The sequence below is a fragment of the Actinomycetospora endophytica genome, from assembly GCF_021026375.1.
Classification (GTDB): domain Bacteria; phylum Actinomycetota; class Actinomycetes; order Mycobacteriales; family Pseudonocardiaceae; genus Actinomycetospora; species Actinomycetospora endophytica.
Map to the genome: position 1 here is coordinate 201,856 of NZ_JAJNDB010000003.1, position 21,317 is coordinate 223,172.

Genomic DNA, 21,317 nt, shown 5'->3' on the forward strand with positions numbered 1-21,317 from the left:
AACGCTCCGTCACTCCTGTCGGGTGGCGGAGCGTTTTCGCGCGTTCAGACGATCCCGGACGGCCCAGGCGGTGATGCGCCACAGGGCCTCCCGGACGACGGCGCCGCTCATCTTCGAGGCCCCCGCCGCTCGCTCGGTGAACGTGATCGGGACCTCGCGGACGACGTGGCCGCCGCGCTGCACCCGGAACGCCATGTCGACCTGGAAGCAGTAGCCCTGCGACGAGACCGGCGTGCGCGTGACCTCGTCGAGCACCCCTCGGCGGTACAGCCGGAACCCGCCGGTGACGTCGCGCACCGGGAGCCGCAGCGCCCGCCGCGAGTACACGTTCGCGGACCGGGAGAGCGCGTTGCGGTACCAGGGCCAGTTCACGACGCGTCCGCCCGGGACGTAGCGCGACCCGAGCACGAGATCGGCGCCCTCGGCCCGCGCGCTCGCCAGCAGCGCGGGCAGGTCCTCGGGCGCGTGGGAACCGTCGGCGTCCATCTCCACCACCCAGCCGATCTCGGACGCCGGGTGGGTGGCCATGACGTGCGCGAACGCGTCGACGTAGGCGGCACCCAGCCCGCGGCGGGGGTGGTGGTGCAGCACGGACAGGCGCGGATCCCGGGCGGCGAGGTCGTCGGCCAGTGCGCCGGTGCCGTCGGGGCTCCCGTCGTCGACCACGAGCAGCCGGACCGCGGGCAGGGTCGCGAGGATCCGCTCGACGAGGCCGGGCAGGTTCTCGCGCTCGTCGTAGGTCGGGACGACCACGAGCACGCCCCGGCCGTCCGCGGGCGGCTCCGTCGGGTCGGAGGGACCGGCGGCCGTCGGGGAACCGTCGCGACGATCCGCCGTCATGCCGCGTCCCCCGGCGTCCCGGTCGAGCGCCGCCGTCTCACCGCCAGGCCCACTCCGGTGGCGGCCGCTGCGACCCCGAGCGCGGTGAGGACCCACTCCGGTGCCGGCCCGAGCCGCGTCGCCGGGGTCGTCGTCGTGCGCAGCGGGACGCGGTCGACGAGGACGCCGGGGGTGTAGAGCGCCCCGGTCCTGTCCAGGACCGCACCGTCCGGGGCGATGACGGCGCTCTGCCCGCTGGTGGCGGCGATGACGACGGCGCGGTCGTGCTCGATCGCCCGCAGCCGGCTCATCCCCTGCTGCTGGTAGGTCATGTTCGTGTCGCCGAAGGTGGCGTTGTTCGTCGGGACGGTGAGCAGGTCGGCGCCCGCGGTCACGGCGTCGCGGACGTCGTCGTCGAACACCACCTCGTAGCAGGTCGCGACGCCGAGCCGCGCCGGACCGGCGTGGATCATCGGCGTCCCGGTGCCGGGCTGGAAGTCGGTCACCCGGGCCACGTCGCTCGAGAACAGCGAGGCGAGCCCACGCAGCGGGATGTACTCGCCGAAGGGCAGCAGGTGGCGCTTGACGTACTGGTCGGTGGGACCGACGTGCGGGGTCCAGACGACGGCGGCGTTGCGCGGCCCCTCGACGTAGGCCGTGCCGTCGGCGTTGGTCGCGCCGCGCAGCACCGCGCCCACGACGACCGGCACCCCGATCTGGTCGGTGACGGCCTGGATCTCGGTGCGGGCGTCGGCGTTGGCGAACGGGTCGATGTCCGAGGAGTTCTCCGGCCAGATCACCAGGTCCGGGCGGGGACGCTGCCCGGCCGCGACCTGCGCGGCGAGCAGCCGGGTCTCGCGGACGTGGTTGTCGAGCACCGCCCGGCGCTGGCTCGCGAAGTCCAGGCCCGCCCGGGGCACGTTGCCCTGGACCGCGGCGACGGTGACGGTGCGGTCGCCCGGTTCGGCGGCGGCGTGGGCCGGGGTGGCGAGGCCGACGACGGGGCCGGCCAGCACCGCGACCAGCGCGCCGACCGCGACGAGGGCCCGCCGTCGGGGTGGTCGCCGCAGCGTCGTCAGCCACCAGAGCCCGGCGCCGGAGAGCACGACACCGAAGCTGACCAGCGGGGCGCCCCCGAGCGCGGCGAGCTTCGCGAACGCCCCGCCCGCCTGCCCGAACGCGAGCTTGGCCCACGGGAACCCGCCCCACGGGAGCCGCTCGATCAGCGCCTCGCCGGCGACCCACAGGCAGGCCACCCACAGCGGTGTCCCGGGGATCCGTCGGACGAGCGGGAAGAGCGCGACCGGGATCGCCGTCGCCAGCACGACGACCGCCAGCGCCCCCAGCCACACGGCGCCGACGTAGGTGCCGGTCCAGTGCAGCAGCGGGAACTCGTAGGCGAGCGCGGCCAGGACGCCCCACCCGAACGCCGCCCGGCACCGCCGCCCGTCGACCACGGCGCACAGCAGCGCGATCCCGAGCGGCGCCGCCCACCACCAGTCCAGCGGCGGGAAGGCGGCGAACAGGCCCAGCCCCGCGAGGACGGCTCCGAATACCCGGGCCACCGTTCCGAGCGAAGGGCCCCGTCGCTCGGACGGACGGGCCGTGGGCGCCCGTCGCCAGAACCCGGGCCGGCCCTCGGTGCTGGGCGAAGGGTCCCCTCGGTCCGCTAGATCGACCGACGGTGCCCCTCGCTCGGAATCGCCCGCGTTCAGCACGGGAGCAGGTCGTGCGGGCGGGTGTTGACCGCCTCGCACCCGTCTTCGGTCACCACCACGATGTCCTCGATCCGGGCGCCCCAGCGGTCGGGGAAATAGATGCCCGGCTCGATGGAGAACGCCATGCCCGGCTCGAGCGCGAGTTCGTTGCCCGCGACGATGTAGGGCTCCTCGTGCACCTCGAGGCCGATGCCGTGCCCGGTGCGGTGCACGAAGTACTCGCCGAACCCGGCGTCGCGGATGATCGCGCGGGCGGCCTCGTCGACGCTCTCGGCGGTCACGCCCGGGCGGGCCGCGGCGACCGCCGCGGCCTGGGCGCGCTGCAGGACCGCGTAGACGTCGGTGACCTCGTCGGTCGGCCCGCCGACGACGTAGGTGCGGGTGCAGTCGGAGTTGTAGCCCTCCGGCAGCGGCCCGCCGATGTCGACGACGACGACGTCGCCCGTCTCGATCACGCGGTCGGACACCTCGTGGTGGGGGCTGGCGCCGTTCGGTCCGGAGCCGACGATGACGAACGCGGCCTCGGAGTGCCCGGCCGCGACGATCCCGGCGGTGATGTCCGCGCCGACCTCCGCCTCGGTGCGCCCGGGCCGCAGCCAGCCGGGCACCTGGGCGTGGACGGCGTCGATGGCCGCACCGGCCCGGCGCAGGTACTCGACCTCGGCCGGGTCCTTGCGCATCCGGAGCTCGCGCAGCACCGGCGTCGCGAGCTCCTGGGTGGCCAGCGGCAGCGCGTCGCGCAGTCCGAGCACGTGCAGCGCGGGCATGTCGGCCGCGACGGCGACCCGCTTCGCGCCGTCGAGGCACGCCGCGACGAGTCCGTGCGGGTCCTCGCCGTCCACCCAGTCCAGGACGCGGATCCCGGCCTGGTCCACGCCGCTGCCGTCCAGCCCGGGCCGCTCGAGCCGGGGTACGACGAAGGCCGCGTCGTCCTGGGTCGGCAGGACCAGCGCGGAGAGCCGTTCGTGGGAGTGCTTCACGACCCCGGCGAGATACTGGAGATCCGGGCCGGGAGTGACGACGAGGGCGTCGACGCCGGCCGTCGCGGCCAGCCGGCGGGCCCGGTCGAGACGGGACGAGACCTGGTCGGCGAGCGGGGACCCCATGGTGGCGAGCCTAGGTGCCCCTGCCTCGTGAGTTCCAATCCGCCCTGCGCTCCCGCGGCGCCCGCTCAGGTCAGGATGGTGTGGACCGAGGTGATGCGGCCGTCGACCACGAGCACGATGTCCAGCCCGGTGACCACCGGCGCCTCGCCCTCCGGCCCGAACTCCCAGCCCAGCAGGCCCAGGTCGTCGCACTCGCGCAGTGGCCCCGCCGCCCGGAAGACGAACCCCGGGGCACCGTCGAGCAACGTCTGCACCTTCGCGTCGAGTGCGTCCCGGCCGGTCACCACGCCCTCGGGATCGTGCATGACGACGTCCTCGGTGTAGGTCCGGGCGATCGCCGCGCGGCGCCGGTCGCGGTCCCGCTCGCCGAAGACCTCGAGCAGGTTCGCGTGCATCAGGTCGGGAATCGTCGCGTCCATGACCACCAGAATGCCCGCATCGGACCGGGTGCCGGGTCTGTCCGGGTAGTCCGGTCGGTGGCGACTAGGTAGAAGTCCCCTCCCCCGCCGCGCCGTCGCCGGACAGGCTGGCGCCATGACGCACCCCGCGGACCACACCGCCCTGCTCGACCGGCTCGACGGCGAGCTCGCCGACCTCGGCACCCGTCTCTCCCGGGTCCGCGCCGACCTCGGGTCCCTGCGCGCCTCGACGCCGAACACGGGCGCGGCTCCCGCCGGCTCGACGCCGGGCGTACCGATGGCGCCCGCCGGCCCGGTCCGTGAGCCGGCGCCGCCGTATCCGGCCGGGCTCGGTCCCTGGTATCCGGGCGGGCCGGCGTCCGGCCCCGGCGCCGGTGGCGCTCCGTGGGGTCCGCGGCCCGCCTCCGCACCGACCGCACCCTGGCCCGCGCCGGCCCGTCCGGTGGCCCCGCCCCGATCGGCCGGCCCGGGCTTCCGCCTGCCCCGCCTCACGGGCGCGCGCCTGCTCGCGGTGACCGGGGCGGGGGTGACGCTGCTGGGCGTCGTGCTCCTGCTGGTCCTCGCGGCCTCGCGCGGCTGGTTCGGTCCCGAGGCGAGGGTGGTGCTCGGCGCCGTCGTCGGGCTGGGCCTCGTCGCGGCCGGCGTCGTGCTCCAATCCCGCCGGGCCGGTTCCCCCGACGACGACGCCGCGGACCCCGGCCCGGTCTCGCTCGCCGCGACCGGCATCACCGCGCTGTACCTCACCGTCGCGGCCGCCGCGTCCCTCTACGACTTCCTGCCCGCACCGGTCGCGCTCCTGCTCGCCCTGCTCGTCGCCGGTGGCGGGCTCGCCCTCGCGGACCGCTGGCGCCGCCACGGGCTGGCGCTCGGCGTCGTCGTCGGGGCCGGCGTGCTGCTGCCGCTCGTCGTGAACACCGCGGGCGCCCTGCTCGTGGCCCTGTTCGTCGTCCTCGTCGTCGTCACCCTCCCGGTGGCCGCGCGGCGCGGCTGGCCGTCGCTGGTCGGTGCCGCGGTCGCCGGGGCGTCGCTCGCCGGGCTCGTCGCGACGACGGTCGTCGCCGCGGTGTCCGGCGGTGCCGGGTGGCCGGCCGTCGAGCTCGCCGCGGCGATCGGGGCGCTCGTGCTCGTCGCCGGGCCGGCGGCGCTCCTGCTGGTCGCCACAGCGGGGACACCAGGGACCCGGCCGTCACGGGCCGTCGTCGTCGCCGGGATCGTGCTCGCGCTGCCGGTGCTCCCGCTGCTCTCGATCGCTGCGGTGCTGCCGCGCCCGGCGGGGGCGATCGTCGACGTCGTCGCGGTCGTCGTCCTGCTCGCCGTCGGGGCCCTCGCCGAGCGTGGACCGGGTCGCGTGCCCACGAGCCCGGTCCTCGCCACCACCGCGGCCACCGCGGCCGCCGTCGTCGGGCTCCAGGCGATCCCGCTGGCCCTGACCGGGGTCGCGCAGGGCGGGGTCCTCCTCGCGGTGGCGACGGTGCTCGCCGTCGTCGCCCGCGGCACCCGTCGGACCGGGGTGCTGCTCGCGGCCGGGGCGTTCGGCGCGATCGGGTTCGTCCTGGCGCTCGGCCGGGACCTGCCCGTGGACGTGGTGGTCGACGGCCAGGTGGGTGAGCGCGGGTCGCTGATCGCGATGGCGGTGGTCGGGCTGCTCGTGATCACGACGGCCGCCGCGCTCCTCGTGGCGCTCGGCCGGCTCGGGTACCTCGGCTCGCGTGAGCGCTCCGCGATCGCGACCGCCGTGCTCGGGCTCCTCGGGCTCTACGGCGCCGCCGGGCTCGTCGTGACGGTGGCCCTGGCGATCTCCCCGGACCGCACCGGGTTCCTCGTCGGGCACGTGCTCGTGACGATCTCCTGGACCGCGCTGGCGCTCGTCCTCCTGGTCCGGGGCCCCCGCGACGAGGCGGTGAGCCTGCCGCGGGTGCTCGGCGGCGTGCTCGTCGTCGCGGCGGTGGTCAAGCTGATCCTGTTCGATCTCGTCGCGCTGGACGGGCTCGCACGCGTCGCGGTGTTCCTCGGCGCGGGCCTGGTGCTGCTGGTGGCGGGCACGCGGTACGCCCGGTGGGTCACGGCGGGCACCGAGGACGCCCAGGATGCCTCCGCCACGATGTCGGACGAACCTGGCAGGCTTGCCGACCATGAGTGACGGCCCGGTGATGCTGCTGGACTCGGCGAGTCTGTGGTTCCGCGCGTTCTACGGGGTGCCCGCCTCGCTCACCGCCGACGACGGGACGCCGGTGAACGCGGTGCGCGGGTTCTGCGACATGGTCGCCCGGCTGGTGCGCGCCCGGCAGCCCGGCACCGTAGTCGCCTGCCTGGACCGGGACTGGCGCCCGGCGTTCCGCGTGCGCGCCATCCCGTCCTACAAGGCGCACCGCGTCGACACGTCGAACGGCATCGACCCCTCGGACCCGAACACCGGCGGCGGTCCCGACGCCGAGGCGGCTCCCGCGGAGCTCGGGGTCCAGGTCCCGATCATCCTCGACGTCCTCGCCGCGGCCGGGGTCCCGACGGCGGGTGCGGAGGGCTACGAGGCCGACGACGTGATCGGGACGCTGTGCGCGACGGAGGCGACCGCGCCCGTCGAGGTCGTCTCCGGGGACCGCGATCTGCTCCAGCTCGTCCGGGAGGAGCCGACCCCCACGCGGATCATCTACATCGCGCGGGGCGTCTCGAAGTACGAGGTGTACGGGCCCGAGGAGGTCGCCGCCCGCTACGGCGTCCCGGTCGCGCGCGCCGGCGACGGCTACGCCGAGATGGCGATGCTGCGCGGCGACCCCTCCGACGGGCTGCCCGGCGTGCCCGGGGTCGGCGAGAAGACCGCCGCGCAGGTGGTGTCGAAGTTCGACTCGTGGGCCGACCTCATCGGCGCCGTCGTCGAGGGCGGCGACCCGCGGCTGTCCTCGGCGGTCCGGGCCAAGATGGTGAAGGCCGCCGAGTACCTGACGGTGGCGCCCGGCGTCGTGCGGGTGGCGCCGGACGCGCCGATCGACTGGACCGGGACCACGCGCGCCCTCCCCCACGAGTCCGTCGACACCGACCGGCTCGCCGAGCTCTCCGAGCGCTGGAACCTCACCGGCTCGGTGGACCGGCTGACCGCGGCCCTGGCCGGGCGGGACGCCTAGCCGGGCCGGGGCACGGTCTTCGCGAGGGTCGCGGGGGCGCGGGCGAACCACGCCTCGGAGACGAGCTCCCCCAGCTCGTCGGCGCCGATCCGCTCGAGGTGCACGAGCACGCTGGCGTGCCCGTCGAAGTGCGGGGTCGTGAAGTAGACGTCGGGCTCCTCGGCGAGCAGGGCCTCCTTGGCGCCGAGGTCGGGGACCCGCGCCCCGAGGACCGGGCCGGGCTGCTCCGCCCAGCCGAGGTCGGTGAGATCGCGGGGGCGCAGGGGGCGCTCCCAGACGAACAACTTCCCCTTCACCTTCCACGACGCCGCCCCGCCGAACGTGGGCAGCTCCGCCACGCCGGGCAGCGCCGTCGCGTGCCGGCGCACGTCGTCCCAGGTCGCCATGTCGCGGAACGCTAGCGCGGCTGGCCGACCTCGTAGGTGCCGTTCTCGTCGACGATGTCCACCGGGACCTGTTGCGGGTGGCCGTCGACGGTCGCGGTGCAGACGAACGACGTGTCCGGCCGGACCCGCTGGTCGTCGGGGCAGGTCACGCCGGACACCTGCCGGTGCCAGTCCCGGGTGAGCACGTCGCTCACCCCCCGCTCGACGGTCGCCCGGTCCAGGACGTCGTAGCGGGCGAAGCGCGGACCGACGAGGAACGCGAGCAGTGCGACCACCACGGCGGCGATCACGACGACGCCCAGCACCACGCCGAGGAGCATCCGACGGACGCGGCGACGCCGCGCCGGGTCGCGGGCGGCGGGCGGGGCCCAGCCGGGCGCGGGCTGCTGCCAGGCCGGGGACGACCCGTGGGGGAAGCCGGGATGCGGCCAGGTCCCCGGGGTGGTCCGCCAGGCGGGCACTCCCGACGGCGGGGTGGGGTCGTCATCTGTGACGCCCTCCGGGGTCGCGCCGGCCGCCGACGTCTCCCCGCTCTGCGACCACCGGATGCCGGTCGCGGTCCGGGGCTCGCTGGGCTCGTCGGACCTGCTCGGCTCGTCGGACCGGGGCTGCTCGACGGCGGCAGGTGTCCCCTCCGCGGGCGTCCACGGGTTCTCGTCCGGCGTCGGAGCGGGGGTCTCCTCCGACGACGCGGCGTGGGAGTCCCCCGACGACGAGGGGGCCTCTCCCGGCGACGAAGCGGACGGGGCTCGGCCCTCGGCGGCCGAGGACTCCTCGCCGCCGGTGTCCCCGGCGCCCGTCGGGCTCGTCACGGGATCACACTCTCACGGCCCGTCGGCGCCCGACGGCCGACCACACCACCAGGGGCACGTCACGCACCTCGGAGGCTCCTCCGGCACGTCTGACGCGCCCCTGATCAACGTCGGTGGCGTCGCGAGTGCCGGAGCTCGCGACGAGAGGCACACCAGGCAGCTCGGACGGCGATCAGGCATGCCTCATGTGCTGTTGATCAACGGGAGAACGGGGCACTGAGGGCACCCAGGCGCGCGAGTCAGCTCTCCCCCACCGCGACCACCCCGCGCCGGATCGCGCGCCCGGCATCGGAGGCCGCGCGCCCCACCGGGTCCTCGCCGCCGCAGACCGCACGGATCTGGTCGAGCAGGTCGAGCACCTGGCGGCACCAGCGAACGAAGTCGCCCGCCGAGAGCTCGATCCCGTGCGAGCGGGCGGACGAGAGCACCGCCGACAGCGCGTCGCCCTTGGCCCAGCGGTGCACCGGCCAGGCGAAGCCGAGGTCGGGCTCACGGGTGCGGTCCAGGTGGTGGCGGCGTTCGTCGGCGACGAGGTCCTGCCACAGCTGCACGGTCGACGTCACCGCGCTCTCGGCGGCGTCGGGCACCCGCGGCATGCCGCCGTCGTCGCGTCGCGAGTCGTAGACCAGCGACGACGCGACCGCGGCCAGCTCGGCCGCGCCGAGCCCGACCCACACGCCGTGGCGCAGGCACTCGGCGACGAGCAGGTCCGACTCGCCCCACAGCCGCGCGAGCCGGCGGCCGTCGGCGGTCAGCTCCTCGCCGTCGAGGTACTCGCGCTCGGCCAGCAATCCGCGGATGCGGTCGAAGTTCCGGGCGAGGGAGTGGGTGGTCGAGCGGACCCGCTGCTCGAGCTGATCGTTCTCGCGGGCCAGCTTCGCGTGGCGCTCGGCCCAGCGGGCGCGGTCGTCGCGGTCGGAGCGCCCGTGCATCGGGTGGGAGCGCAGCGCGCGCCGCAGCGACGCGAGCTCCGGGTCTTCGGTGTCGGCCCCGCGACGGCGCCGCGAGCCCTGCCGGGACGGCGCTTGGAGGCCGGTCTCGCGCAGGGCGTTCGCGAGGTCGCGGCGCACCCGCGGCACCTTGTGGTCGACCCGCTTCGGGAGCTTCATCGTCCCGAGCGCGGTGACCGGGTCGGGGAAGTCGGCGATGGTGAGCCGGCCGGCCCACCGGTCCTCGGTGAGCACCAGCGGGCGGGGCTCCATCCCGCGCCCGGAGCGGTCCACCCCGGGGTCGATGACGACGGCCAGCCCGGCGCGCTTGCCGGACGGCACCGCGATGACGTCCCCGGTCCGCAGCGCCTCGAGCGACGCCGACGCCTCGGCCTTCGCCTGCGAGCGGCCCTGCCGGGCGAGCTGCTTCTCGCGCTCGGACAGCCGTCGCCGTAGGTCCATGTACTCCTGGAACCCGGCGAGCGACTCCTCGGTGCCGTCCTCGCCCGCCATCGCCTCGGCGTAGCCGTCGAGCGCCTCGCGGTTGCGCTCCACCCGCTTGGCGAGGTGCACGACGGAGCGGTCGGCCTGGAACTGCGCGAACGACTGCTCGAGCAGCTCGCGCGCGTCGGCGATCCCGAGCCGGTCGACGAGGTTGACGGCCATGTTGTAGCCCGGCCGGAACGACGAGCGCAGCGGGTACGTCCGGGTGGACGCGAGGCCCGCGACCTGCGCCGGGTCCATCCCCGGCGCCCAGAGCACGACCGCGTGGCCCTCGACGTCGATGCCGCGCCGCCCCGCCCGGCCGGTGAGCTGGGTGTACTCCCCCGGGGTCAGCTCGACGTGGGACTCGCCGTTGTACTTGACGAGCTTCTCCAGCACGACGGTGCGCGCCGGCATGTTGATCCCGAGCGCCAGCGTCTCGGTCGCGAACACGGCGCGCACGAGGCCGCGGACGAACAGCTCCTCGACGGTCTCCTTGAACGCGGGCAGCATCCCGGCGTGGTGGGCGGCGACCCCGCGCTCGAGGCCCTCGCGCCACTCCCAGTAGCCCAGGACGTCGAGGTCCGCGTCGGGCAGCGCCGAGGTCCGCCGGTCGACGATCGCGCGGATCTCCTCGACCTCGGAGGCCTCGGTGAGGCGCAGCCCGGAGCGCACGCACTGCGTGACCGCGGCGTCGCAGCCGGCGCGGCTGAAGATGAACGTGATGGCGGGCAGCAGCCCCGCCGCGTCGAGCCGCTCGATGACGTCGACGCGCGACGGCGGGCGGTACGACGGACCGGAGCGCCCGTTGCTGCGGCCCGGTCCCCCGGAGCCGCGGTCGTCACGACGCCGGCCACCGTCCCGGCCACGGCGCGGCGGCGGTCCGGAGCGGCTCCGCCGGTGCCCGCCGCCGTCGCGGTCGACCTCGGCGACGGCCTTGGCCAGCGTCGGGTCGACCTTGACCTCGTGCCCGCCCGCCTGCTGCTTCTCCTCGCTGAACAGGTCGAACATCCGCGACCCGACCACCATGTGCTGCCACAGCGGCACCGGACGGGTCTCGTCGACGACGACGGTGGTGTCCCCGCGGACCTCGACGAGCCAGTCGCCGAACTCCTCGGCGTTCGACACCGTGGCCGAGAGCGAGGCGAGTTGCACGTGGTCGGGCAGGTGGAGGATCACCTCCTCCCAGACCGCGCCGCGGAAGCGGTCGGCGAGGTAGTGCACCTCGTCCATCACCACGTACGCGAGGCCGTCGAGCGCCGGGGCGTCGGCGTAGAGCATGTTCCGCAGCACCTCGGTCGTCATGACGACGACGGGTGCGGACCCGTTGACGGCGGTGTCCCCGGTGAGCAGGCCGACCGAGTCCGCGCCGTGGCGGGCCGCGAGGTCGGCGTACTTCTGGTTGGAGAGCGCCTTGATCGGGGTGGTGTAGAAGCACTTCTGGCCCCGGGCGAGGGCCAGGTGCACCGCGAACTCCCCGACGACGGTCTTGCCCGCGCCGGTCGGCGCGCACACGAGCACGCCGTGCCCCTCCTCCAGCGCGAGGCACCCACGGCGCTGGAAGTCGTCGAGCTCGAAGCTCAGGGTGGGGACGAAGTTGCCGAGCTCGGGGTGCGCGGCGCGGGTGCGCGCCTGCGCGTAGGCCTCGGCGGGAGAGCGCATGGCCACACCCCCACCGTGTCACATCAGGGTGGCACCGCGCCCGATCAGGCGTACGACGGTCGCGTCACTCGCTGCGACGGGCCTCGTCCGTGACCGTCCCGCGGGCCGGGGCGGCCGGTTCGCCGGACTCGACCGGCTTCGGCTCGGAGCGCGCGTCGTCCTCCTTGAGCCCCCGGGTCTCGGCCTTGAAGATGCGCATCGACTGCCCCAGGCCGCGGGCCATGTCCGGCAGCTTCTTCGCGCTGAAGAGCAGCACAACACCGACAATTGCGACGATGATCCATTCGCTCACTGGTGAGCTCCCTCCGACAGCGGCGACGTCACTGCCGAGTCTACCGACGCCGGATCATCCGGTTCGCCCGTTCCGCGCAGGCGGGCGATGCGGACCTTCACCGCCGCGAGCCGCGCACGCAGCATCCCCGTGCGGTCGGAGAGGAGGTCGGTGAACGCGCCGAGCACGGTGGTCGTCCGCCCGACGGCGCGCAGCGTCCCGGTCAGGAGGAGCGCGAGCACCACGAGGGCCACGAGGACCGCGATGATGCTCCAGACGATGGGGCCGATCGACACGGCGCGATCGTAACGGTAGGTGCACTGCGTGCTCGTGAGCAGTAATTGACGCCATGGCGTCAATTAGTGCTCACGAGCCGTAGGCACCTAGGGCCTCGGCCGCCCGGTCGGCCCGGGCCGCCGCGAGCTCCGCCGGCCAGAGCACCTCGACGTGCTCGCCGAGCCCGAGCAGCAGACGCACCATCCACGCCCGGTCGCCGTAGCGCATCTGCACCCGCGCCCCGCCGTCGTCGTCGGCGACGACGTCCTCCATCGGGTAGTACTCGGCCACCCACCGGGCCGCCGGCGCGAGGCGCAGCGCGGCGAGCTGCTGGCGTCCGTCCGGGGTGAGCAGGCCCGCCGCGTCGGCCGGGACCTCGCGCGGGGTCGCCGTCGACGGCGGCGACGACGGCTCGTCCAGGACCTCGGCGTCGTCGACCCGGTCGAGCCGGAACATCCGGACCCCCTCGGCGCGGCGGCACCACGCCTCCAGGTAGGTGCTGCCGTCGACGAGGAGCAGCCGCATCGGGTCGACGTCACGGCGGCCGACGGCGTCCCGGGAGGCCGAGTAGTAGGTCAGGCGCAGCGCGCGGTGACGGGCCACGCCGTCGCGGACCGCCGCCTCGGCCGCCGCGTTGCCCGGCGCCCGCCCCAGCCCGACGGCGACCGCGTCCTCCACCGGCCCGTCCGTCGCCTGCCCGGAGGCCTGCTCGATCTTCGCGAGGGCGCGCTGGACGGCGTCGGTGTCGGCGACGCCGGGCGCGTCGGCCAGCGCGCGCAGCGCCACCGCGAGGGTGGCCGCCTCCGGCCCGGACATTCGCAGCGGGCGGGAGAGCCCGGCGTCGTAGACGACGGTGACGGTGTCGCCCTCGAAGGAGAGGTCGACCAGGTCGCCGGGGCCGTAGCCGGGCAGGCCGCACATCCACAGCAGCTCGAGGTCGCGGCGCAGCTGCGACTCGGTGATCCCGAACTCCGCCGCCGCGTCCGCGACCGGCACCCCCGGCCGCGCCAGCAGCCACGGCACCAGCGTGAGCAGCCGCGGCAGCCGGTCGGTGACACCTTCGGCGGTCATCGGGCGAGCTCCGCGGCCGGGGCGCCCGCGTCGGCGTCCCGCGCGGCCCGCAACGTGTCGATCACGGCCGCGCGCAGCTCCGGCGGCTCGAGCACCAGCGCGTCCGGGCCGTGCCCGGCGATCCAACGGGCCAGCGTCTCGATCCGGGAGAGGTCGAGCTCGACGACGTCCGGGTCGCCCTGCGGGTCCGGGCGTCCCGCGCGACGCAGCCCGGCGGCACGGCCGGGGACCAGCCGGACGCGGGCGGTGCCGGTCGCCGGGGGCGGGCCGGCCGAGCGCGCGACGAGATCGAGGAGGTCGACGCCCTCGGGCCGGGTGACCGCGCCGCGGGAGCCGACCGCGGTGACGTCGTCGGCGATGCGCGAGAGCCGGAAGCAGCGGACGTCGTCGCGGTCCCGGTCGTGCCCCACGAGGTACCAGCGGCCGCGGTAGGACACGACGCCCCAGGGCTCGACGGTGCGGGTGCGGGGGTCTGCCGCCGGGTGGCTGCGGTGGGTGAAGGTGACGACGCGTCCGGCCCGTGCGGCGGCGAGCAGCGGCGCGAACGCCGGCTCGGTGGTGCGCACCCGGGGCTGCACCTCGGACGCGGCGGCCGGGTCGACCTCCACGCCCGCGGCGCGCAGCTTGGTCACGGCGGTGCGTGCGGCGCCCGCGAGCTGCGGGGAGTCCCAGAGGCGGGCGGCGAGGGCGACGGCGGTCGCCTCGTCGGGGGCCAGGTCGATGGCCGCGAGCTCGTAGTCGCCGCGGGCGATGCGGTAGCCGTCGACGGTGTCGAACACCGACTGCTTCCCGGTCTCCAGCGGCACCCCGAGCTCCCGGAGCTCGGCCTTGTCCCGCTCGAACATCCGGTAGAAGGCCTCGTCGGTGCGGGCCTCCTCGTAGCCGGCGACGGTCGTGCGGATGCGCTCGGCCGTGAGGAACTGCCGGGTCGAGAGCAGCGCCAGCACGAGGTTCACCAGGCGCTCGGCACGCGCGGTCGGGGGCGGCACGACGCCGAGGGTAACGGGGACGACCGGAGCGACGGGGGATATCCGGGCCCATCGATCGACCGGGTGTTCGACAGCCCGCCGACCCGGCGCGCCCGATCGGTGCCCCGCCGGGTCAGGCCGAGTCGGCCCCGCCCCGAGCTGCGGACTGGATCTCCAGGCGTCCCTGGTCGTTGCGGTCCACCTCGAAGTGGTAGGTCTCCCGTGAGGTCCGCCCGTCCGCGGTGACGAACTCGAGCTGGGCGCGCGCCGAGGTGCCGTCGACCTGCACGTCGTCCGCGGAGACCGAGCTGATGCTGCTCCAGAAGCTCTGGTACCCGCCGAAGCCGCCGGAGGCGTTCTGGGCGTCACCGGAGAGGTAGGACCACGCACCGGGGATGTCGCCGGGCAGGCTCGCGTAGTAGTCGGACACCGTCATCCGGACGTCGTCCGAGCTGACCGGGTCGCCCGGGTTGCCCTGCAGGCCCGCCGGTGCCGGCGCGGCGGGGCTGTCCGGGGACAGCGGTGCCCCGGCGGCGGGCGGCACGGTGTCCGGCGCCGCGGCGGGCGGCACCGTCAGGGCGGGCGCGGTCGTCGGGGCGAGGGCGTGCGGAGCCGCCGCCTGCGCACCGGGGTGGTCGGAGCGGGTCGGGCCGACCGCGGCGACGGCCGCGCCCACCCCGGCGGAGAGCACGACGGCGGAGGCCGCGGCGACCGCGAGCACGCGGCGCCGGCCCGCGAACGGCCGCACCGCGCGGGCGGGCGTGGTCGGCGGCCCGGTCCGGGACGGACGGGCCGCCAGGGCCTCGTCGTCGGAGTCGGCGGGGTCGGCCGGGTCGTCGGGCTCCCCGGGAGTGCTCATGCCGATCGCCGGGGCGGTCGGTGGCCCGGGGACCGGCGGCTGCGCCGGCTCGTCCGCCGACGGGGTGCCCGCGCCGTCGTCCGGGGTGCCGGCGTCGGCGGCGGGGTCCACGGGCGGCGGGGCGGCGACCGGGGTCGACGACGGGTCGGGCTCCCGCGCGGCACGCGTCGCGAGCGCGGTGCGGAGCAGGGCGGTGTCGGGGCGGTGGGCCGGGTCCAGGCGCAGCATCGCGGACAGCGGCCGGCCGAGCACCCCCGCGCGCTGCGCGGGACGCAGCCGTCCCTCGGCCATCGCGTGCAGCACGCCGAGCGTGTTGTCCATGGGCCCGCACACCAGCTCGTTCTCGACCGCGGCGTAGAGCGTGGCGCCGAGGGAGAACACGTCGGAGGCGGGCGTCGGGTCCCCGCCGCGGGCGACCTCGGGCGCGAAGTAGCCGGGCGTCCCGGCCACCACGCCGCCCCCGGTCGCCGTGGTGTCCCACGAGGCCCGCGAGACCCCGAAGTCGGTGAGCTTGGCGACGCCGTCGTCGGTGAGCAGCACGTTCCCGGGCTTGACGTCGCCGTGGACGATGCCCGCCTCGTGCACCGCGGAGAGCGCGTCGGCGATCTGCGCACCGATCCGCGCCACCTCGCCCGGCGGCAGCGGGCCCCGCGCAGCGAGCACCGTCGCGAGCGAGCGCGAGGGCAGGTACTCCATGACCAGCCACGGCATCGAGTCCTGGGTGACCACGTCGAACACCGCGATGGCGCGGGAGTGCACCACCCGCGCTGCGATCCGGCCCTCGCGCAGCGCGCGGGTGCGGGCGGTGCGGACCTCGACCGGGTCGCCGTCGCGCGGCAGCGCGAGCTGCTTGACCGCGACCGTGCGCGCCAGCCGCCGGTCCCACGCCGTCCACACGACGCCCATCGCGCCGGTGCCGATGCACTCACCGACCCGGTAGCGCCCCCCGAGCAGCGTGCCCCCGACCGCCGGGTCGGGGACCGCGGGCTCGCGGTCGTGCAGGGTGCTCGGTTGCCCGCCCGGCGGCGCCACCACCCTGTCCGTGCGGTCCTGGTGCTCCATCGCTCTCGTGCCTGCCGTCCTCGTGATCGGTCGTGCGCTGGCTCGACGTCGCGGCCCCCGCGACGGGTCCCCGACGGACCGACCGATCACGCCGACGGCGTGACGATCGCGCTACAACGTCGCGATCAGCCGGTCCACCCGCTCGTCCACCGCGCGGAAGGGGTCCTTGCACAGGACGGTTCGTTGGGCCTGGTCGTTGAGTTTGAGATGCACCCAATCCACGGTGAAATCGCGACCGGCGTTCTGGGCGGCGGCGATGAAGTCGCCGCGGAGCTTCGCGCGGGTGGTCTGGGGCGGGGTGTCCTTCGCGGCCTCGATCTCGCCGTCGTCGGTCACCCGGTCGACGAGGTCCTTGCGCTGCAGGAGGTCGAACACCCCACGACCACGGCGGATGTCGTGGTAGGCGAGGTCGAGCTGGGCGATGCGCGGGCTGGAGAGCCCGAGGTCGCCCCGTGAGCGGTAGCGCTCGACGAGCTTGTGCTTGATGGCCCAGTCGATCTCGCGGTCGATCATCGACAGGTCCTGGCGCTCGACGGCGTCGAGCGTGCGGCCCCACAGCTCGAGCACCCGGTCGGTCACCGGGTCGCTCCCCCGGCGCGCGACGTGCTCGACGGCGCGGGCGTGGTACTCGCGCTGGATGTCCAGCGCACCCGCCTCCCGGCCGCCGGCGAGGCGCACCGGACGACGGCCGGTGAGGTCGTGGCTGATTTCGCGGATCGCGCGGATCGGGTTGTCCAGCGTGAAGTCCCGGAACTGGATCCCCTGCTCGATCATCTCCAGCACCAGGTGCGTGGTGCCGACCTTGAGCAGCGTGGTCACCTCGGACATGTTCGAGTCCCCGACGATGACGTGCAGCCGCCGGTAGCGCTCCGCGTCGGCGTGCGGCTCGTCGCGGGTGTTGATGATCGGACGGCTCCGCGTGGTCGCGGAGGAGACGCCCTCCCAGATGTGCTCCGCGCGCTGCGAGAGGCAGTACACGGCGCCGCGCGGGGTCTGCAGCACCTTGCCGGCGCCCGCGATGAGCTGGCGGGTGACCAGGAACGGCAGCAGCACGTCCGCGATGCGCGAGAACTCCCCGGACCGGCCGACGAGGTAGTTCTCGTGGCAGCCGTACGAGTTGCCCGCCGAGTCGGTGTTGTTCTTGAACAGGAAGATGTCCCCGCCGATGCCCTCGTCGGCGAGGCGGCGCTCGGCGTCGAGCAGCAGGTCCTCGAGGATGCGCTCGCCCGCCTTGTCGTGGGCCACGAGCTGCTCGAGCGAGTCGCACTCCGCGGTGGCGTACTCCGGGTGGGATCCGACGTCGAGATAGAGCCGTGACCCGTTGCGCAGGAAGACGTTCGAGGACCGTCCCCAGGAGACGACCCGTCGGAACAGATACCGCGCCACCTCGTCCGGCGAGAGTCGACGCTGACCGTGGAAGGTGCAGGTCACCCCGAACTCGGTCTCGATGCCGTAGATCCGCCGCTGCATGCCCTCCAGCCTAAGCGACTCGGAGCCGTCATGAGCCCCTTCGCGCGGGGTGGTGCCGGACCGCCGGGAAACCGGACACCGGGGTCTAGGGTGCCGTCACATGCTCCGGAGGCGGCGTGCCCGCGACGCGCAGGTGACCCCGCAGTCGGCCGCCCGGGCGGCCGCCGACGTGGTCCTGCCGCACACGATCACCTCGGGCGCCCGGGCCGGTCTGCGCCGCAGCCGCCGCTCGCTGCGGCCGGTCGGCCGGCTGGACCGGCGGCTGACCACCGCGATCGGGCGGCTGCCCCGCAGCTCCGTCGACGACGCGATGCTCGCCCTCACCCGGTCGGCGAACCACAGCGGGCTCTGGTTCGCGACGGCGTCCGTGCTGGTCGCGGGCTCGCGACGCACCCGCCGGGGCGCCATGCGCGGGTTGATGGCGATCGGTCTGGCGAGCCTCGCCGCGAACGGGCTCCTCAAGCCCCTGGTCCCCCGCCGGCGCCCGGCCGCCGACCTGCTGCCCGTCGAGCGGGCGCTGCCCGACCGGCCCACGTCGTCGTCGTTCCCGTCCGGTCACTCCGCGTCGGCGATGGCCTTCGCCGTCGGGGTCGCGATGGAGAGCCCCCGCACCGGGCTGGTGCTCGCCCCGCTGGCGGCCACGGTGGCCTACTCGCGCGTCCACGTCGGCGTGCACTGGAGCAGCGACGTGGCGGTCGGCTCGGTCCTCGGCGCCGGAGTGGCACTGCTCACCCGGCGCTGGCTGCCGGTCCGTCCGATCGACGAGGCCGTCGCCCGGCCCTGGGCGGGCGCCCCGGAGCTCGTCGACGGCGACGGACTCTCGATGGTGGTCAACTCCGGGTCCGGCCGGCCCGGCACCGACCCCGTCGAGGAGATCGCGGAGGCGCTGCCCAAGGCGCACCTGGTGCGGCTGGACCCCGGCGACGACCTGATGGCCCTGCTGCGGGAGGCCGCCGACCACCCCGGCACGCAGGCGCTGGGGATCGCGGGCGGCGACGGCTCGGTGGCCGCCGCGGCGCGGATGGCCGAGGACCTCGACCTGCCGCTGGCCGTGATGCCCGCGGGCACGCTGAACCACTTCGGGCGCGACGTCGGCGTGTACGACCTGCAGGAGGTCGTCGACGCGACCGGCTCCGGGGAGGCCGTCGCCGTCGACATCGGTGAGCTGCAGGCCTACTCCGCCTCGACCGGTCCGGCGGGCGGCGAGCGGGTCGTGTTCGTCAACACCGCCTCCTTCGGCGGCTACCCGGAGATGGTCCGCGAGCGCGAGCGGTGGGAGGACCACTGGGGCAAGTGGCCCGCCGCGTCCGCGGCGCTGATCCGCACCCTCGTGCGCGCCCGCCCGATCCGGTGCCGCATCGACGGCGACACGACGGCGGTGTGGATGCTCTTCGTCGGCAACGGTCCCTACGCGCCGTCGGGCATGGCGCCGTCGTACCGGCCGCGGCTCGACAGCGGGCTGCTGGAGGTCCGCTACCTCCGCGCCGACCGCCGGTTCTCCCGGGCACGCGCCGTGGTCGGGCTGCTGCTGGGCACGCTCGGCCACACCCGCACCTACGTCGAGCACACCGCCACGACGCTGGACGTGGAACTGCTCGACGGGCCGGTCGAGGTCGCGACCGACGGCGAGGTCATGGTCGCAGGCGAGCGGCTGTGCTTCTCGGTGGCCGACCACCCGGTGCCGGTGTACCGCCGGGACGAGTCCCGGTGGCCGGAGCGCACCTCTCCCTGGTGAGCCCGCGCCGTGGTAGCCAGGTCAGGCGTCCGCGCCGCCCGCGCCGGAGACCTCGTCGCCCGCGCCGGTGTCGTCCGCGCCGGCCTCGGCCTGCGCCGACGCACCCTCGGGCAGCAGCGCGGCGAGCGCCGTCCCGGAGATCCGGCGGAACGCGCGCCTGCCGCGGCGGGCACGGTCGAGCAGGGCGACCTCGAGGGCGTCGACGCCGAGGTTGCGGTCGTCGGAGCCCGACGACGAGGAGGACGACGAGCCCGACGACGACCCGTTCTGCGCCGACAGCGCCTCGAGCGCGATCCGCAGCGCGGCGCGGGTGTCGAGCCCGTCCTCGTAGGACGACTTGAGCGCGGCGGACACCGGCTCCGTCGTGCCGCCCATGACCACGAACCCGGGCTCGTCGGAGATCGAGCCGTCGTAGGTGATGCGGAAGAGCTGGTCGCGGTCCGGGGACTCCCCCACCGCGGCCACGCAGAGCTCGACCTCGAACGGCTTCTGCTGCTCGATGAAGCTCGCGCCGAGGATCTGGGCGTAGGCGTTGGCCAGGGCGCGCCCGGAGACGTCACGGCGGTCGTACGAGTAGCCCTGCACGTCCGCGTAGCGGATGCCGGCGCGGCGCAGGTTCTCGAACTCGTTGTACCGCCCGACGGCCGCGAACCCGAGCTGGTCGTAGATCTCGGAGACCTTGCGCAGCGACTTCGAGCGGTTCTCCGCGACGAACAGCACGCCGTCGGCGCACGTCAGCACCACGACGCTGCGACCGCGGGAGATGCCCTTGCGGGCGAGCTCCGAGCGGTCGCGCATCAGCTGGTCGACCGACGCGTAGAACGGCATCGTCATGGCGGGGAGGCTCCCTGGGAGAGGTGCGGGTGGGGGTCCGGACTCAGCCGCCGGGCCGCTCGCGGCGGCCGGCGACGACGGCCTCGGCGACCGTCTGCACGTCCTCGTGGGGCAGCCGGACCGCGCCCTCCGCGTCGATGGCGACCACGACGGGGTAGATGTTGCGGATCGTGTCCGGGCCGCCGGTCGCCGAGTCGTCGTCGGCGGCGTCGTAGAGGGCCTCGACGACGGTGCGCACGCAGGCGTCGCGGTCGGCCGCCGGGTCGTGCAGCTTCTTGAGCGACGACTTCGCGAACAGCGACCCGGAGCCCACCCCGGCGTACCCGACATGCTCCTCGTAGCGCCCGCCGACGACGTCGTAGGAGACGATCCGCCCCGCCCGGGCGGGATCCTCGACCTCGGCGTCGAAGCCCGCGAACAGCGGGACGAAGGACAGGCCCTGCATCGCCGCGCCGAGGTTGCCGCGGATCATCGAGGCGAGCTTGTTCGACTTGCCGTCGAACGTGAGCGGCACGCCCTCGAGCTTCTCGTAGTGCTGCAGCTCGACGGTGAACAGTCGCAGCGCGTCGACCGCGATCCCCGCGGTGCCGGCGATCCCGGCCGCGGAGAAGTCGTCGGTGACGTAGACCTTGTCCATGTCCCGCTGGGAGATCAGGTTGCCCATGGTCGCCCGGCGGTCACCGGCGATGACGACGCCGCCCGAGAAGACCGCCGCGACGATCGTCGTGCCGTGGGGCACCGACGCGAGCCCCTCCGGCGTCAGGCCACGGCCGTCGGAGGACGGCAGCAGGTCGGGGCGGGCGGTCGAGAGGAAGTCGACGAACGAGGACGTGCCGGCGTCGAAGTACGCGGCGGGCAGCCCCGGGTGGATCCGGGACGACGTGAGATCCATCGGCGGTCGTCGCTCCTCTTCCTCGCGGGCGGAACATCCGCCGTGGTCGGGCTGCGCCCTGATCGGGACACTGCCTGGTGAGACGGCACGGCGGGCCGGAACCCTAGTCCCGGCCCGCCGTGTCCGCACTGCCGACTCACCGCGCCACGGAGGGCGCGGGGAGTGGGGTCACTGGCCACCCTTCTGCACGTAGGCACGCACGAAGTCCTCGGCGTTCTCCTCGAGCACGTCGTCGATCTCGTCGAGGATGGTGTCGGTGTCCTCGCCGAGCTTCTCCCGGCGCTCCTGGCCGGCGGCGGTGGTGTCCTCGCCGCCTTCGCCGTCGTCGCCACCGCCCTGCCGCTGGGTCTGTTCCTGCGCCATGGCTGCCTCCCGGGTGCTGAAGGTGTTGCGAGCATGACCCTACCCGGCGAGGGCGCCGCAGGG

General features: G+C 75.1%; 19 protein-coding genes. 3 read left to right on the plus strand and 16 right to left on the minus strand.

Annotation, left to right across the window (positions count from 1 at the left end):
- Positions 1–9 precede the first annotated feature (9 nt).
- The 4 genes from LQ327_RS16375 to LQ327_RS16390 form a co-directional block, all read right to left on the minus strand.
- Positions 10–840, minus strand: a complete 831-nt coding sequence (locus LQ327_RS16375) for a polyprenol monophosphomannose synthase (protein WP_230735545.1) — start codon at positions 838–840, stop codon at positions 10–12.
- The gene (gene lnt, locus LQ327_RS16380) at positions 837–2,384 is read right to left on the minus strand and encodes an apolipoprotein N-acyltransferase (RefSeq protein WP_230735547.1); all 1,548 of its coding nucleotides are present in this window, start codon (positions 2,382–2,384) and stop codon (positions 837–839) included. The genes LQ327_RS16375 and lnt overlap by 4 nt, the downstream gene beginning before the upstream one ends.
- Before the next feature lie 146 nt (positions 2,385–2,530).
- Positions 2,531–3,643 carry a M24 family metallopeptidase gene (locus LQ327_RS16385; RefSeq protein ID WP_230735549.1) on the minus strand — a complete coding sequence of 371 codons (1,113 nt, stop codon included), beginning with the start codon at positions 3,641–3,643 and terminating at the stop codon, positions 2,531–2,533.
- Between the two features lie 65 nt (positions 3,644–3,708).
- Positions 3,709–4,062, minus strand: coding sequence for a nuclear transport factor 2 family protein (locus tag LQ327_RS16390; RefSeq protein ID WP_230735551.1), 354 nt, complete (start codon positions 4,060–4,062; stop codon positions 3,709–3,711).
- Positions 4,063–4,177: 115 nt separating this feature from the next.
- Here LQ327_RS16390 and LQ327_RS16395 point away from each other — a divergent pair, with 115 nt between their 5' ends.
- Together LQ327_RS16395 and LQ327_RS16400 are read left to right on the plus strand one after the other, a co-directional pair.
- Positions 4,178–6,202, plus strand: coding sequence for a DUF2339 domain-containing protein (locus tag LQ327_RS16395; protein ID WP_230735553.1), 2,025 nt, complete (start codon positions 4,178–4,180; stop codon positions 6,200–6,202).
- Positions 6,195–7,181, plus strand: coding sequence for a 5'-3' exonuclease (locus tag LQ327_RS16400; RefSeq protein WP_230735555.1), 987 nt, complete (start codon positions 6,195–6,197; stop codon positions 7,179–7,181). Before LQ327_RS16395 ends, LQ327_RS16400 begins: the two co-directional genes overlap by 8 nt.
- Here LQ327_RS16400 and LQ327_RS16405 read toward each other — a convergent pair.
- The 9 genes from LQ327_RS16405 to pafA form a co-directional block, all read right to left on the minus strand.
- On the minus strand, positions 7,178–7,567 hold the full coding sequence (locus LQ327_RS16405; protein WP_230735557.1) for an MmcQ/YjbR family DNA-binding protein: 390 nt from the start codon (positions 7,565–7,567) through the stop codon (positions 7,178–7,180). The two genes, LQ327_RS16400 and LQ327_RS16405, sit on opposite strands and share 4 nt — an antisense overlap.
- Positions 7,568–7,578: 11 nt before the next feature.
- Complete coding sequence (locus LQ327_RS34815) at positions 7,579–8,379, minus strand: DUF4333 domain-containing protein (RefSeq protein WP_230735559.1); 801 nt, start codon at positions 8,377–8,379, stop codon at positions 7,579–7,581.
- 239 nt (positions 8,380–8,618) lie between these two features.
- Positions 8,619–11,453, minus strand: coding sequence for a DEAD/DEAH box helicase (locus LQ327_RS16415; RefSeq protein WP_230735561.1), 2,835 nt, complete (start codon positions 11,451–11,453; stop codon positions 8,619–8,621).
- A gap of 64 nt (positions 11,454–11,517) precedes the next feature.
- The gene (tatA, locus tag LQ327_RS16420; RefSeq protein ID WP_230735563.1) at positions 11,518–11,745 is read right to left on the minus strand and encodes a Sec-independent protein translocase subunit TatA; all 228 of its coding nucleotides are present in this window, start codon (positions 11,743–11,745) and stop codon (positions 11,518–11,520) included.
- Positions 11,742–12,020, minus strand: coding sequence for a hypothetical protein (locus LQ327_RS16425; protein ID WP_230735565.1), 279 nt, complete (start codon positions 12,018–12,020; stop codon positions 11,742–11,744). The genes tatA and LQ327_RS16425 overlap by 4 nt, the downstream gene beginning before the upstream one ends.
- Before the next feature lie 70 nt (positions 12,021–12,090).
- Positions 12,091–13,071, minus strand: a complete 981-nt coding sequence (locus tag LQ327_RS16430) for a helix-turn-helix transcriptional regulator (protein WP_230735566.1) — start codon at positions 13,069–13,071, stop codon at positions 12,091–12,093.
- Positions 13,068–14,060 (minus strand): helix-turn-helix transcriptional regulator, encoded by a 993-nt coding sequence (locus LQ327_RS16435; RefSeq protein ID WP_230735568.1) that lies wholly within the window; start codon positions 14,058–14,060, stop codon positions 13,068–13,070. The genes LQ327_RS16430 and LQ327_RS16435 overlap by 4 nt, the downstream gene beginning before the upstream one ends.
- Positions 14,061–14,172: 112 nt before the next feature.
- Positions 14,173–15,960, minus strand: a complete 1,788-nt coding sequence (locus LQ327_RS16440; protein WP_230735571.1) for a serine/threonine-protein kinase — start codon at positions 15,958–15,960, stop codon at positions 14,173–14,175.
- A 111-nt stretch (positions 15,961–16,071) separates the two neighbouring features.
- Positions 16,072–17,430 (minus strand): Pup--protein ligase, encoded by a 1,359-nt coding sequence (gene pafA / locus LQ327_RS16445; RefSeq protein ID WP_230735573.1) that lies wholly within the window; start codon positions 17,428–17,430, stop codon positions 16,072–16,074.
- Positions 17,431–17,530: 100 nt separating this feature from the next.
- Between pafA and LQ327_RS16450 the strand changes: the two genes are divergently transcribed.
- Positions 17,531–19,165 carry a bifunctional phosphatase PAP2/diacylglycerol kinase family protein gene (locus LQ327_RS16450; RefSeq protein ID WP_230735574.1) on the plus strand — a complete coding sequence of 545 codons (1,635 nt, stop codon included), beginning with the start codon at positions 17,531–17,533 and terminating at the stop codon, positions 19,163–19,165.
- 21 nt (positions 19,166–19,186) lie between these two features.
- On the opposite strand, the gene prcA is transcribed toward LQ327_RS16450, so the two are convergent.
- From prcA to LQ327_RS16465, 3 genes are all read right to left on the minus strand, one after another.
- A complete protein-coding gene (prcA, locus tag LQ327_RS16455) occupies positions 19,187–19,999 on the minus strand; it encodes a proteasome subunit alpha (RefSeq protein ID WP_230735576.1) in 813 nt (270 codons plus the stop codon).
- A 43-nt stretch (positions 20,000–20,042) separates the two neighbouring features.
- Positions 20,043–20,891 (minus strand): proteasome subunit beta, encoded by an 849-nt coding sequence (gene prcB, locus LQ327_RS16460; protein WP_230735578.1) that lies wholly within the window; start codon positions 20,889–20,891, stop codon positions 20,043–20,045.
- Positions 20,892–21,059: 168 nt separating this feature from the next.
- Positions 21,060–21,254 carry a ubiquitin-like protein Pup gene (locus LQ327_RS16465; RefSeq protein ID WP_230735580.1) on the minus strand — a complete coding sequence of 65 codons (195 nt, stop codon included), beginning with the start codon at positions 21,252–21,254 and terminating at the stop codon, positions 21,060–21,062.
- Between the last annotated feature and the right edge of the window lie 63 nt (positions 21,255–21,317).